Here is a 14,352-nt window from a genome sequence, read left to right as displayed (position 1 = left end):
TATTTTATTTACTATGGTTCAATATCTGTATTCATCCAATATGGATTATCATCCTCATCTTCTTCCAAATCATCCTCATCTTCAATTGGAGAACGAGGTTTTTGCGGTCCTTCATTTTTATATACAAAAGCTAAAATTGACCCCACAATTCCGCCCCATAAATGACCTTCCCAGGAGTATGGCAAATCAACTTTTAAGGGCAAAGCACCCCAAATTAAGCTACCGTAAAAGAAAATAACAATAAACGATATTGCTATTAACCGATAATACTTCCGAATAATTCCACTTAAAGCCAAAAATGCTGTCAAACCGTAAATTACACCACTTGCCCCTATATGCCATGAATCTCTTGCTGCCAGCCAGGTTCCAAAGCCACTTAATATATATATCAGAAAAAAAACTTTGTATGCTATCTTATTATAAAAATAAAACAAGGTAACACCTAACACTAAAAAGGAAACTGAGTTGGAATACAAATGCGACCAGTCGCCATGTATCAATGGTGATGTTAAAATACCGATTAAACCTTCTTTGCTAAGTGGACGAACTCCAAATTCCGTCAGTCTGATTCCTTCAAGCTGTTCAATGAGCTTAATAAAAAATATCATTAACACAAAGAGTATTGGAAAAACCAAACTATGTATAAAACGCCTTTTTTCAATAGGCATATGTGAACCTAATCCTCTCAAAATAGTCTAATTGCTTTATCTGCTTATATTTTATTAATAACATCAAGTGATCTAAATATTAAACACAAACAGTTTTTTTATGTTGTAAAGAATTATTTAATACAATTAAGTGTATCGAATTAAATAATTCGAATTTCAATGCTTTATAAAAACAGTATTAATTCAAAAGTAACATTTTAACGATAATTAAAGAGGTTGATCACAAAGCATATTATTGTTTATCGTAATTTTGCAGCCTCATTTTTAAATATGAACATACTTCAACAACTTGATAGCAGTGAAAAAAAAGCTTTTAAACTGCACCTATTTTATAGTAGTATTGATGGAATTGCCAGAGGAGCATTAATCCTTAACGAATTCATTTTCATAAAGTCTTTAAAAGGATCAAATGTACAATTGTCGTTTTTATTTCAGTTTAGCATGGTTGTATTTCTGTTTGCCATGCTTGCAAATGAAATCATGCGCAGATACCCAAACAGAAAAAATTTACTTCGAACAGTTGGAATATTAACACGTTTGCCATTGGTTATCTTTTCTATTTTTCCAGCTGTTAATGAAACGACTGGCCTGTCACCTAAATTCCATTTTTTATTTTTGGGTGTATTTTTACTCTTTTACACCTCACAAATAGCGGTTGTACCTTCAATAAATCAATATTTAAAAGGGAATTATCAACATGATAATTTTGGAAAGCTATTTAGCTATGCAACTACTATAAATAAAATACTTACAATGGTAAGTACCTTTACTGTTGGTATTTTGCTTGATATTGACCCAAATTCATATCGGATATTCTACCCGATGGTAGGTATATTAGGTGTTGTTTCCATTTTTCAACTTACAAAAATTGAGTTTAAACAGAAACTTGATCCTGTTGTAAAACCAATTGGTAAAGCTTTGGGAGATTCATTTATACGAATTTTCAACATTTTAAAAAACAACAAACCATTTAAACATCTTGAATTAGGTTTTATGCTTTACGGTTTTGCATGGATGAGTACCCACGCTGTTATTACCATTTTTTATAAAGATGCACTGGATTTAAACTACTCTTCTGTTTCTTTTTACAACAATGCTTTTAACCTGGTTGCTATTGGTGTTTTGCCCATTTTTGGAAAACTGATTGGCAAAAGAGATCCCAGAAGATTTGGTATCATAACGTTTGGCTCTTTAATGCTTTTTATTGTATTTACAGCACTCTCAGAACACATTCCTACCTACTCAGAAATATGGGGCCTTAAATTATACCACATGTTATTAATTGCGGTAATTTTCAACGGCTTTTTTATGGGAAGCATGCCACTTTTATGGGGCATTGGAAGCAGTTATTTTTGTGAACCTCATGAAGCTGCCGACTATCAATCTGTACACTTGTTTTTAACAGGAGCTAGAGCTTTATTTGCCCCAATCATAGGTATTAAACTATACGAATTGTTTGGGTTTAGTATAACTTATGGCGTAGGAGTTCTTTTCTTAATCTCTGCTATTACATTGATGTTATACTCTCAAAAGAAATACCCCAAAAGCTAAACTTTACATTATAAGGTTAGTATGAACAAAACCAGCAATAAAAATTAAAACAACTGCTATAATAGTAATAATAAAAGCATTATAGGATAAATCCAACATTCTGTATTGACGCATTAATATGCGATTAAATAAGTAACTGGATCGTGTTTGATTTCCAATCTGCAACTCCTGGCTCCTTACAATTTCATCCATTGCCTCCTCATAATCCTGCAAAGTTGGATTTGAAAAAGTAATCAGCATATTATCTTTTAAATCCGGATACTTTGGTAGAATTTGATTACTCAATGTTCTTTTAATTAAAAAACCGGGTGTTTTTGAGGATAACATACTCAATATTAAAGACAAACCAACTCCTACCAATGCTGTAACAATAATATATGCACCCATAGGAACATGATCCACCACATATTGATTAAAAACTATTAAAACAGAAAGTAAAGTTGTATTTATCCGAACTAAAATCATTGATTTTCTATCGGTTAATGCCATTGAATTAAATAATGCCCGATATTGATTTCTCTGAAAATTAGTTAAAGACTTTTTGGGTTCCTTTTTGGTATAAAACAACCCTTTTTCCTTTTCCTCATCTTTTTTATTTATTTTAAATGCATTTTTTATTTGATCTTCAACGAATATATTTTGCTCCATATATAGTTCTTGTTTTCCTTAAGTTCAAATTACATTTTAAACTCAATATAATTCATATATGCAAATATGTATATATTTTACTAAACCTCAAACTCTCTACATATTTTTAACATAGATTCACAAAATTCAAACAATCAATACACTTATCCATTGAAAATTTTCATAACATTACAGTCTGAAACATCCCCCTTGTAGATTAACCCACAAATTAATCAAAGCATTTAAGGCAATGACAAAGCACTCAATTACATATAACCTTGCACAAAAAAGTTGGTATCAGTCTTTAAGAAAAGAATTTTGGAGAAAACCCAGTAGATTAACTGCACTTAAAGTCGTAATTGCCTGTATTGTGCAAGTTATCCCTTTCTCTATATTTATCAATCCTTTTTGGGGAACAACGTTATCTCTTGGAACTGTTGCCGCTGCGTTAGCTGAAACTGATGACCACCCCAAAGGAAGATTAAAAGCTTTAATTATTACAATAATAAGTTTTGCTATTACAACAACATCGGTAGCAATATTAAAACCCTATCCTATCATTTTCGGAGTTGGTTTTATCTCTTCTACAATCCTGTTTGTTTTAATTGGGGGAGTTAGTGAACGATACAGAGGTATTTCTTACGGTGCAATACTGATTGGCATCTACGCCATGCTGGGTTTAGACAAAAATATGGACTGGTATTTACAGCCTCTTCTTTTATGTTCCGGAGCTTTGTTCTATGGTGCCATTTCACTTTTTTTATTATATAAAAAGCCTGGCAGACTTGTTGAAGAGCAACTTTCCAGAGGCTTTAATGCGCTTTCTGCTTATCTTGAAGAGAAAGCAAAGTTTTTTCCAATCAGTGAAAATAAAGAATCAAACATTAGCAGTAAATTAGCCATACTTAATGTAAATGTGGTTACCTCTCTTGAAAAATGTAAAGAAGTAATCAACAACTATGGAGAAGAAGTGAAAGACCAAAAGGAACTGGCTCCTTTTCTTCAGCGATTTATGCTTTTACAAAGTTTACATGAAAGAGCTGCCTCCAGTCATGAACGTTATGAAAAACTAAAAGATAAAACAGAATACAAAGAGATTCTGGAAGGCTTTGCGGAATTGCTACATCAACTATCACATGCTTCTAAAACTTTGGCTGAAAGCATGCTGACCGGTCAAAAATATAACCATCCGGTGTCTATAGCCTGGATTATTTCTGCACTTGAATTTGAAATTGATAAGCTGCCGGATTACGACAGGGAGTTACTTGAATTATTGCTTCATAACTTAACACGTTCACATACATCTTTAAAAAACCTGTATAATCCAGAAATCAGTACTTCAATTCCTCGCTTAGGTCAGGATGAAAGAAGTTTTTGGAAACGAATTAAAGATCAGCTTACTATTAAACACCCAAGATTTAGATATGCCATCAGATTAAGCATGTGTTTTTTAGTGGGCTATATTATTGTAATAACCAACAATATGGAAAAAGGAGAATGGATTATTCTTACTTCTCTATTTGTTTGTCAACCGACCTATAGCGAAACAAAAAAGCGACTTTTTGAAAGAATATTAGGAACACTAAGTGGTGTAGTACTTGGAATATCACTGGTAAGTTTTATGCCTACCTTTGCAGGACAAATATTATTAATCCTCTTAAGTATCTATTTCTTCTTTTACTTTAAAAATTCAAACTATTCTTATGCAGTTGTTTTTATAACCATATATGTTTTAGCCGGCAATAACATGACTGCCAATATGGGTGTTGAAGTGATGTTACCAAGATTAATTGATACTATTATTGGTGCTGCACTTGCCTTTTTATCCATACGCTTTTTATGGCCAAACTGGCAACATAAACAATTACCCACTCTACTATCTTCGGCACTAAAAAACAACGCTTTTTATTTATCGGAGATATGGGATGAATACAAGTACCCTAAAGAAGATGATTATAACTACCGATTAGCCAGACGTCTGGCACATAAATCAGATAATGCTTTAACGCTATCGTGGCAAAGTATGCGTGTTGAACCTAAGAAAAGAAAACGAGCATTAGATAATGCTTTTACAATAACTTATCTGAACCACGTTTTATTATCTTACATATCTGCATTTGGGGCTCAAAGAGATGAACTAAAAGCCTTACCTTTAGATACAGAAAGTATTATCAATACTATAAACCTGACTCTAAAAGAAGCAGCAAGCAGAATAAGCAATATTCAACCTAAAGATGCAGAAGTTAAGGTGCCGTTACTTAAACCATTACTAATTAAATTAAGGGATCAGATTGACAATTTGAAAGATTCGAAACAAAAACAACAGCTTAGATTATTATATAATATTGCAGGAGTAAGTAACAAACTACTTCGCGAATCGGCTGATGTGGTAAAATAAGACTAATAAATTTAACCAGCCTCCTAAACTCGATTTTTTAAAGCATCAATTAACTGGGTAACTTTTTTCATTTCTGCCTGACGGTTTAATGAATAAGTTCCCGACTCCATTTCAACTAAATTATAAAGGGATAAAGCTTTCATGTAGCACAACTCAGCCTTGTCTTCATCATTTGCTTCCAGATGAATATCGCCGCCTTTAACCAATAAACCGGCAATTATTTCAAGACCTTCATAACTCTCACCAAACTGATTTTCGAAAATGGCACGTAGTTGTTCCACATCCATTTCAAGTATTTTATTTTCATCTAAATTAAAAGCTCTGTTTAATGCTCCTGTATATAATTTCTGAGCCTGCTCTATGTCACCTTTCTTCAACAATCCTAAAATAGCTGCAATAACTTTAGCTATTTCTTCAATCATTCTTAATATGTAATCCTTTCGTATCATAGCTTTCCAATATCATTTAAATAATATTCGAAGATAATACATTCTCAAATTTAAATCATAAGTGCTTCAATAAATTTAAAAAGTAAAAGATGTATATTTACCTCATCAATTTTTAAGCATTAAGATATGATTATAGATAGCCTTGATAATGTAAAGCATTATCGCAACCTAAGTGAAAGAATCAACAAAGGACTTGAATTTCTTGAAGAAGTTGACTTTAGCGAAATTGAGCCTGGTAGATATAATATTGATGGTGACAATATTTTTGCAATGGTTCAGGAGTATGATACTAAAGAACCTGAAAATGCAAGACCAGAAACACATGAAAGATATATTGACATACAATATGTAGACAAAGGTGCTGAATATATGGGTTATGCACCACTTGAAGATCAGGAGATTTCTCAGGCTTATAACCCCGAAAAAGATGTGGCTTTTTACAATGCAGAAGTGAGCAATGTAAAAGTTGAAGAAGGCATGTTTGCCATCTTTTTTCCAAATGACATACATGCTCCGGGAATTAAAATTGGTGAATCAAAACCAGTTAAAAAAGTGGTTGTAAAGATTTTATTATAAATAAATAACCCCAATCAACATTAGAATTGATTGGGGTTTTATTTTTATTTAATAATGACCTGTTTTATTCTGGCCAAATATATTCTTCATTTTCTTCATCCCAAAATGGGCCAAACTGAATTTCTGTTACTTCACCATTCTCAAACCAGAAATTAATACTAGATTCAAAAAAAGTAATCACCTCATTATCCGGACTTTCAGGAGATGAAACATCTTCTTTTTCATACTCACCTAAATCAAGTTTTTCAACTTTTTCCAATAGTTTTTCTTCAGAAACACCAATTAGTTTCATTCCTTCAATAGTTGCTTCCGTATCACTAACTGCAATAGAGCTTAATTTCCATTCATCAACCTCATCAAAAGATACTGACAACTCAATTTCATCATAGTGAAAAGCTTCTGTATTATCATCAGATTCTTCGCTAGAAGCATATTGGTCAACTTCAGTTGGTTCACCTAAAACTTTTTTTACTTCAGAGCGGGTCATACCAAATCGAATATCACCATACCCTTTACCAATCAAAATGTCCTTCATATTTATTTTAGTTAGTAATAAATTCAATAGAAATAATTGAGTGCAATATAAGGTAATAATTCATGAAATTCATTAATACGTCACTAAATTTACAACTCAATTTTATATTTCTTTCAGTGCTTTTTTAAACTGCTCAACAGAAGAAACATCAGTAAAATTTTGAGGCAACTCTTTGTTATAATTTCTAACCTGTAACCCATTTACAAAAAAAGGAGTTGATGGAAATTTTTCTTTATGAGTTAATAGTATTGCTTCTAAATCATTATTCTCCGGAGGCGAAATAAACGAACTAAAAAAAGCATCGGCTTTACGAATATCATTTACTTTAATTAAATCATCTAAAGGAACGGAACCTCCAAGATATAATACATGAAATCCTTCTTTTCGTGCTATTAAACTATAAAACAACAATCCCAGCTCATGAACCTCCCCTTCAACAAGAAAAAATATAATCAATTTATCCACTTTAGCATTTTCCATTTCATTATCAATAGCCACAATAAGCTTTTGTCGTATCAAATTACTTATAAAATGCTCCTGTGCCGGAGTAATTGATCCTGCCTGCCATAAAATTCCAATGCGGTCTAAAAAAGGAAATAAAATCTCTTCTACGGTACATTCAAATCCTCGTTTAATAATAGAATGAGTCAACACATTATTAAACTTACTCTCATTCAATTCCAGCATCGAAATCATTAAACTTTCTATCTGAATATCAGACTTTCTAACATCCAAACATAAATCCAGTACCCTTTCCTTTATAATATCATCGCCCAAATTGGCAATGTGCGATATTTTAAAACCATTTTTGTTTAGAATGGCGATATTTAACAGTCGTTTTAAATCAGTATCTGAATACAACCTAATATTTGTTTCTGTCCGGTTAGGAACCACGATATTATATCGCCTCTCCCAAATTCTTATAGTATGGGCTTTAATACCAGAAATCTTTTCTAAATCTTTTATTGAGTAAACTCCCATCTTGCTATATTTTCTTTAATCAAATACTGTATTTTATATAAATACTTTTTCATCTTCTTTTCATAATTGTTAACCGAGTACTTTAAGTTTTGTTCATAAAGACGGCCAAAATGTTCAGCAAAAACATCATTATATTTTACTAAAAACCAAACATTTAATCATAAACAAGGATATACATAACGTTTAACAACTTGCTTTTAACCACTTACAACCAATACGTATAATTAAAAACTAAAAAGGATATAAGATTTCGATATCAGATAAAAGTTTAACTTTGTGCGTTGAATAAGAAAAAACAAATTATGATAAAGTCAATGACAGGCTTTGGGAAAGCCACATGTGAACTACCCGGAAAAAAGATCAGTATCGAAATCAAATCTTTAAATAGCAAACAGTTAGATGTAAGCATGCGTTTGCCGAATATCTACAGAGAGAAGGATTTAATTTTGAGAAATGAGATTGCTACAAAATTAGGAAGAGGTAAGGTTGACGTTGGTTTTTATATTGATTTTTTAGGAAATGAAAAAAACACTTCCATAAATGCCCATGTTATTGAAAATTATTTTAATCAATTGTCACCTATTGCAGACAAGCTTGGACTAATTGATAAAACAGATATATTAAGGGCTATAATGCCATTACCTGACACCATTAAAACAGAGCAAGCTGAACTGGATGATGAAGAATGGAAAAAAATTGCTAAGACTTTTAGTGAAGCTTTAAATTGTTTAAATGAATTCAGAACTCAGGAAGGCCAGACCTTAAAAAACGATATTACTTCACGAATTGAAAATATCAGAAGCCTTTCGTTACAAGTTGAGCCATACGAAAAAGAACGTATTGAAAAAATAAGAGAAAGAATACTTGATCAGCTTAATGAATTAAAAGAAAAAATTAAGGTAGATCAAAACAGGTTTGAACAAGAAATGATTTTTTACCTGGAGAAACTCGATATCACTGAAGAAAAAGTACGTTTGGCAAATCACCTGGATTATTTTTTAGAAACCATTGCTAATGAGGAAATGGTAGGTAAAAAGTTAGGTTTTATTACCCAGGAAATAGGAAGAGAAATTAATACATTAGGTTCAAAAGCAAACCATTCAGAAGTTCAAAAACTGGTTATCCAGATGAAAGATGAACTGGAAAAGATTAAAGAACAAAACTTAAATATACTGTAACAGTAGATTATTAGATGTTAGATAAAAGACGATAGACTGATTTGCAAAGCATTTATTATAAGTACTTTACTCACTCACCTATCAGATCTAGACATATCTAACAATTAAAACATTACAAATACTTAGCGGATTATAACAATAATCCAAAAATTATAATTATAAAATACATCAGGTAAATGACAAAAAAAGGAAAGTTAATCATATTTTCTGCTCCATCGGGTACAGGTAAAACAACAATTGTTAAGCATCTTTTACAAAAAGATTTTAATATGGAGTTTTCGATTTCAGCTACCACCAGAGATCCCCGGGGACAAGAAAAGCATGGTATTGATTATTACTTTTTAACTCCCGATGAGTTCCGAACAAGAATTGATGCCGGAGACCTACTTGAATGGGAGGAGGTTTATACAGATAAATATTATGGTACACTAAAAAGTGAAGTAGAAAGAATAACTTCACAAGGAAATAATATTGTTTTTGATGTTGATGTGGTTGGCGGACTGAATATTAAAAAGATGTATGGCGAACAAGCTATTGCTATTTTTATTAAGCCACCATCGGTTCAGGAACTAAAAAACCGACTACTAATCAGAGGAACGGACTCTTTAGATGTAATACAGCAAAGGTTGGATAAAGCTGAAAAAGAGATTAGTTATGCTGATGGATTTGATCATATTATTGTAAATGATAAACTTGAGCAAGCTATAAGTGAAGTTGAAACGGTTTTATCTGATTTTTTAAATGTTTGATCACAATAAGCATATTGGATTATTTTTTGGTTCGTTCAACCCTGTTCATGTGGGGCATTTAGCTTTAGCTAATTACATTGCTGAAAACAGCGATATTGATGAAGTTTGGTTTGTAGTGAGCCCTCAAAACCCATTTAAAAACACTAGTGAGCTTGTTGATGCTAAACACCGGGTAAATATGCTTGAGGATAGTATTGGTAGTTATCCTAAGTTTAAAGTATGTGATATTGAACTGAAACTTTCTACGCCATCATATACTTATAAGACTTTAAATGAATTGACTTTTTTACACCCAAATTTTCATTTTTCAATTATAATGGGCTCTGATAATCTGATCAATTTAAACCGTTGGAAAAATATTGATGAGATTATGAGATTATGCACCATTAAAATATATCCAAGACCAGAATATCCCATTGCAGAAGAATTGTTAACGGATACTATTTCAATAATAGATGCTCCTGTATTCAATATTTCATCAACATTGATACGAAAAGGACTTTCTGAGGATAAAGATTACAGTTACTTAATACCGAAAAAAGCCCATGACTATATTAAAAATCACGGGCTATATAAATTTCATCACTAGAATAACTAAAAACATTTAGTGCGAACATTCATGATCGCCATCTCCATGAGCGGTACAAACAGAATAATTTCCTTTGCTTCCGGCAAGCCACTGATTTAATACATCTGTAATTTCTCCAGTAAAACCAATATATGCTTCAATACCAGCTCTCTTTAGGGTATTAATTGCACCTTGTCCCATTCCTCCTGCCAACAAAACATTAACGCCTATTTCGCTTAAATCATTGGCCAGATTACTTTTACAACCACACGATTCAGGACCTTTAAACTCTTCTGTTTTAACAATACTATTATCTTCGGATAATGTATAAATGGTAAATTTTTCACAATGACCAAAATGACTATCAATCAAAGTTCCTTTAGTAGGTATTGCTACTCTCTTCATAAGTTATATTATTATATTATTTACTTTCTGGAAATATTAAGTGTACAAATATAAGAATATTCTCATTAATACATTACTATCAAAACTGACTATTTTTACTTATAAATGCTTGGGAATTTCAAAATAAAAGCTTGATCCCTTACCAACTTCCGATTCCACCTTTATATTACCTCCCATTAAGCCCAATAATCTTTTAACAATTGCTAATCCTAATCCAGAACCCTGACTGGAAACTGGTAATCCTTTGCCATCCCCCTGAATTTTATAAAAACGATGAAAAATTCGACCTATTTGCTCATTGTGAATCCCAATACCTGTATCAGAAACTACAAAGCAAAGCAAATCATCAGTTTCTGAAATTTTTAATGACACATGACCTTCAGCAGTAAATTTTAAGGCATTATGCATCAAATTGGTAATAATCTGTTTCAATCTTCCTGAATCAGTATAAACTACACAATCACTGGAAACCTCACGTAAATCCACCTTCAGTTCTACATTATTCTTATCTAATCGATTCTTTTCAGATTCAATTACAGGAAGAACTTCATTTCGAATAAATGGAATAATAATAATATCTTCTGGATACAAAGTTGTTTGTCCCGTTTCAATTTTACTCAAATCCAACACATTATTCACCAATCCAAGCAAATATTCAGAATTTGTATAAATCACCTTTTTATAGCTATCCGCATCCTCTTCTGTATCATATAACTTTTGAACCAGAATATTACTAAAACCTATAATGGCATTTAATGGAGTACGTATTTCATGGCTAATATTCTGAAGAAATGCGGTTTTTAATTTATTGCTTTCTTCTGCTTTTTTTACTGCTCTTTTCAGGTCAGAAATATCATATGCAAAACAGATATAATGATCTATTTCAACATTCAACAAATCCAGTTTAAGATGTTTTAGCGCCTCATTATTCTTTGATATTAAAGCACATTCGTGCGACTCTGAATTTACATCAACCAAACTACAAGCATCTTTAAAATGTGCTAAATCTTCATTATCTACAAATAAAGAAAAGAAATTTTTAGATATAAGATACGGCCTGTCATAACCGGTTATGTTAAATGCAGCAGGATTAACATCAACAATATCAAACTTATAATCCAAAATAAAAATACCATCATTGGTATTTAAAAAGTAATTTTTTAATCTGGCTTCACTATGCATTAATGCCTGAATAGAAGATTTCCTTTCAGTAACATCCTCTATAATTCCCAAAAATCCCGTTACTTCATTATTATCATCTAAAATTGGAGACTTATGAGTTTCAATATAAACTACCTTGCCGCTACTTTTTAAATAATAGCTGATTTCTCGCTTAACAGGCAGCTTCTCTTCTTGCATCTTTTGATACATTTTATTAAAACGCTTGCAAATATTCTTATCAAACTCTAAATCATAATCTGTTTTACCTATAATTTCATTAACAGACTGAAAACCAAAAGTTGCAAGGAACTTTTTATTCGCAAAAATATATTTAAAGTCCTGATCTTTAATATATACTTGTAGATTAACGTGCTCTAATATTGATATCAGTATTTTAGGAACATGCAAACGATTGTTTTTAGGTTTGGCTGCTTCTTTCAATTGATCAACTATAGAAAAAACAGTAGTTAAATCTACTTCAGGTATTTTTTCCTGAACCTTACTTAACTCATCCTTCAATTTTCCAATTAAAAAGTCATCACCATCTGAAACCATAACCCTCTTATTTGGGAGAAAAATATAACCATAAAAACACTGAAAACCAATTAAGCACAATATTTAAACTAATCCAATAGCCATATGATTAATAAACATATTTTAACATACTTTATTTTTTTACTAGTCTATTAATCTCAATATCACTGATTAATATCATACGAATTTGCTAATTTTGCCGGCTGTTTTTATAAGGTTTAAAAGCACCTTTATCATTAATCGTTGTAAAAAAACACAATATAAGAATCGTATTTCCATAAAAATCAACAATCTAATCTGCCATTCGTGCAGATCATACTTTCGATTCTTTTGACTTTTGAAAATAAATAATAAATCATATGAAATTTACATTTTCTTTTATCGACAAGCGACAAGGTTCTGTTAAGGATGATATTTTATCAGGGCTTACGGTTGCACTTGCACTTGTTCCGGAAGCTGTTGCCTTTGCTTTTGTGGCAGGTATTTCACCTATCATTGGTTTGTACGGAGCATTTATGATGGGATTAGTTACTGCAATTATTGGAGGACGACCTGGAATGATATCCGGAGCTACCGGAGCTCTTGCAGTAGTAATGGTTAACCTTGTTAGTGAAGGTAATGCAATGGGAGCACCAGGTGACATGATGGGTATTCAATACCTTTTTGCTACTATTATTTTAGCCGGGTTATTTCAAATGACTGCAGGATTCTTAAAACTGGGAAAGTTTATTCGTATGGTTCCTCAATCCGTAATGATGGGTTTTGTTAATGGGTTGGCCATCGTAATTTTCACTTCTCAATTAGGAATGTTTAAAATTGGTGGCGATTTTTTAAGTGGATCTCCTTTATTTATCATGTTAGGATTAGTGGCACTCACAATGGGAATCATGTATTTCTTGCCTATGTTTAGCAAAAAAATCCCTGCAGCTTTAGTTGGTATTGTAGTTGTTTCATTAATTGTGATATTAGGTGGAATTGAAACTGAAACGGTAAGATCATTTGTTGTTTCAAAAGGTGGTACCGGAATTAAAGCAAGTCTGCCAACTTTTAACGTACCAATGATTCCTTTTAATTTAGAGACCATTAAATTTATTTTACCATATTCATTAATTCTTGCTACAATTGGTTTAACCGAATCATTAATGACTCTTACATTAGTTGATGAATTAACGGAAACCAGAGGAAGCGGTAACAGAGAGTGTGTTGCTCAGGGTATTGCTAATATCACAAACGGATTTTTTGGTGGAATGGGTGGTTGTGCCATGATTGGACAGAGTATCATTAACATTAAGTCTGGTGGTAGAGGTCGACTTTCTGGTATTGTTGCTGCAGTTGCACTATTAATGTTTATTTTATTTGCTTCAAGTTATATTGAAATGATTCCTATTGCAGCCTTGGTTGGAGTTATGTTTATGGTTGTTATCGGTACTTTTGCCTGGAGTACATTTAAAATTATCAATAAAATTCCTTTAGCTGACGTTATCGTCATTGTTTTGGTAACTGCACTTACTGTAATTTTTGATTTAGCTGTGGCTGTGTCTGCTGGTGTTGTAGTATCTGCATTGGTATTTGCATGGGAAAACGCAGTTAAAATTCGTGTTTCAAGTGTAATGGATGATCAGGGCGTTAAACACTATATTGTTCACGGGCCTTTATTCTTTGCCGCAACTACATCCTTTATCAATAGCTTTGATGTTAAAAACGATCCTAAAGAAGTCGTGATATCATTTGAAGAATCTCGTATTATGGATCAATCTGCTATTGAGGCAATCAATAAATTAGCAGAAAAGTATCAATTGATCGGAACAAACGTTCACCTTAGATATTTATCCTCTGACTGCGTTAAATTAATTAAGAAAGCTGAAAAAATCTGTGACGTGAATGTACTTAAAGATCCGGATTATCATGTTGCCATTAATAATTACCGCAAAAAGGTAGAAGAACTAAAAACGGTATAAATATAAAAATCATA

At 32.0% G+C, this 14,352-nt stretch carries 14 protein-coding genes; 7 read left to right on the top strand and 7 right to left on the bottom strand.

Features of this window, described 5'->3' with window-relative positions:
* Positions 1-11: 11 nt before the first annotated feature.
* A complete protein-coding gene (locus OM075_RS02995; protein WP_301188986.1) occupies positions 12-608 on the bottom strand; it encodes a rhomboid family intramembrane serine protease in 597 nt (198 codons plus the stop codon).
* 330 nt (positions 609-938) lie between these two features.
* On the opposite strand from OM075_RS02995, the gene OM075_RS02990 reads away from it, so the two are divergent.
* Entirely contained in the window at positions 939-2,219 is a 1,281-nt protein-coding gene (locus OM075_RS02990; protein ID WP_301188985.1) for an MFS transporter, read from the top strand.
* A 3-nt stretch (positions 2,220-2,222) separates the two neighbouring features.
* On the opposite strand, the gene OM075_RS02985 is transcribed toward OM075_RS02990, so the two are convergent.
* Positions 2,223-2,867 (bottom strand): Pycsar system effector family protein, encoded by a 645-nt coding sequence (locus OM075_RS02985; protein ID WP_301188984.1) that lies wholly within the window; start codon positions 2,865-2,867, stop codon positions 2,223-2,225.
* 229 nt (positions 2,868-3,096) lie between these two features.
* Here OM075_RS02985 and yccS point away from each other — a divergent pair, with 229 nt between their 5' ends.
* Positions 3,097-5,244 (top strand): YccS family putative transporter, encoded by a 2,148-nt coding sequence (gene yccS, locus OM075_RS02980; protein WP_301188983.1) that lies wholly within the window; start codon positions 3,097-3,099, stop codon positions 5,242-5,244.
* A 23-nt stretch (positions 5,245-5,267) separates the two neighbouring features.
* Here yccS and OM075_RS02975 read toward each other — a convergent pair whose 3' ends face one another.
* Complete coding sequence (locus OM075_RS02975) at positions 5,268-5,693, bottom strand: DUF6483 family protein (RefSeq protein ID WP_301188982.1); 426 nt, start codon at positions 5,691-5,693, stop codon at positions 5,268-5,270.
* 126 nt (positions 5,694-5,819) lie between these two features.
* Between OM075_RS02975 and OM075_RS02970 the strand changes: the two genes are divergently transcribed.
* Entirely contained in the window at positions 5,820-6,269 is a 450-nt protein-coding gene (locus OM075_RS02970) for a NanQ anomerase/TabA/YiaL family protein (RefSeq protein WP_301188981.1), read from the top strand.
* A 64-nt stretch (positions 6,270-6,333) separates the two neighbouring features.
* Here the strand turns inward: OM075_RS02970 and OM075_RS02965 are convergent, their stop codons facing one another.
* A complete protein-coding gene (locus tag OM075_RS02965) occupies positions 6,334-6,804 on the bottom strand; it encodes a hypothetical protein (RefSeq protein ID WP_301188980.1) in 471 nt (156 codons plus the stop codon).
* A gap of 102 nt (positions 6,805-6,906) precedes the next feature.
* A complete protein-coding gene (locus OM075_RS02960) occupies positions 6,907-7,785 on the bottom strand; it encodes a MerR family transcriptional regulator (protein ID WP_301188979.1) in 879 nt (292 codons plus the stop codon).
* Positions 7,786-8,087: 302 nt separating this feature from the next.
* Between OM075_RS02960 and OM075_RS02955 the strand changes: the two genes are divergently transcribed.
* From OM075_RS02955 to nadD, 3 genes are all read left to right on the top strand, one after another.
* Positions 8,088-8,963, top strand: coding sequence for a YicC/YloC family endoribonuclease (locus OM075_RS02955; protein WP_301188978.1), 876 nt, complete (start codon positions 8,088-8,090; stop codon positions 8,961-8,963).
* Positions 8,964-9,139: 176 nt separating this feature from the next.
* Positions 9,140-9,712 (top strand): guanylate kinase, encoded by a 573-nt coding sequence (gene gmk / locus OM075_RS02950; RefSeq protein ID WP_301188977.1) that lies wholly within the window; start codon positions 9,140-9,142, stop codon positions 9,710-9,712.
* Positions 9,705-10,301, top strand: coding sequence for a nicotinate (nicotinamide) nucleotide adenylyltransferase (gene nadD, locus OM075_RS02945; RefSeq protein ID WP_301188976.1), 597 nt, complete (start codon positions 9,705-9,707; stop codon positions 10,299-10,301). The genes gmk and nadD overlap by 8 nt, the downstream gene beginning before the upstream one ends.
* A gap of 15 nt (positions 10,302-10,316) precedes the next feature.
* Here nadD and OM075_RS02940 read toward each other — a convergent pair whose 3' ends face one another.
* The gene (locus OM075_RS02940; protein ID WP_301188975.1) at positions 10,317-10,685 is read right to left on the bottom strand and encodes a NifB/NifX family molybdenum-iron cluster-binding protein; all 369 of its coding nucleotides are present in this window, start codon (positions 10,683-10,685) and stop codon (positions 10,317-10,319) included.
* A gap of 99 nt (positions 10,686-10,784) precedes the next feature.
* Positions 10,785-12,401 (bottom strand): PAS domain-containing sensor histidine kinase, encoded by a 1,617-nt coding sequence (locus OM075_RS02935; protein WP_301188974.1) that lies wholly within the window; start codon positions 12,399-12,401, stop codon positions 10,785-10,787.
* A 338-nt stretch (positions 12,402-12,739) separates the two neighbouring features.
* Between OM075_RS02935 and OM075_RS02930 the strand changes: the two genes are divergently transcribed.
* Complete coding sequence (locus tag OM075_RS02930; RefSeq protein ID WP_301188973.1) at positions 12,740-14,338, top strand: SulP family inorganic anion transporter; 1,599 nt, start codon at positions 12,740-12,742, stop codon at positions 14,336-14,338.
* Positions 14,339-14,352 lie beyond the last annotated feature (14 nt).

Origin of the sequence: Plebeiibacterium sediminum (assembly GCF_026013605.1) — a bacterium.
In the GTDB taxonomy this organism is placed as follows: Bacteria; Bacteroidota; Bacteroidia; order Bacteroidales; family Marinilabiliaceae; genus Saccharicrinis; species Saccharicrinis sediminus.
This window is presented reverse-complemented; position numbering and strand designations above follow the sequence as displayed.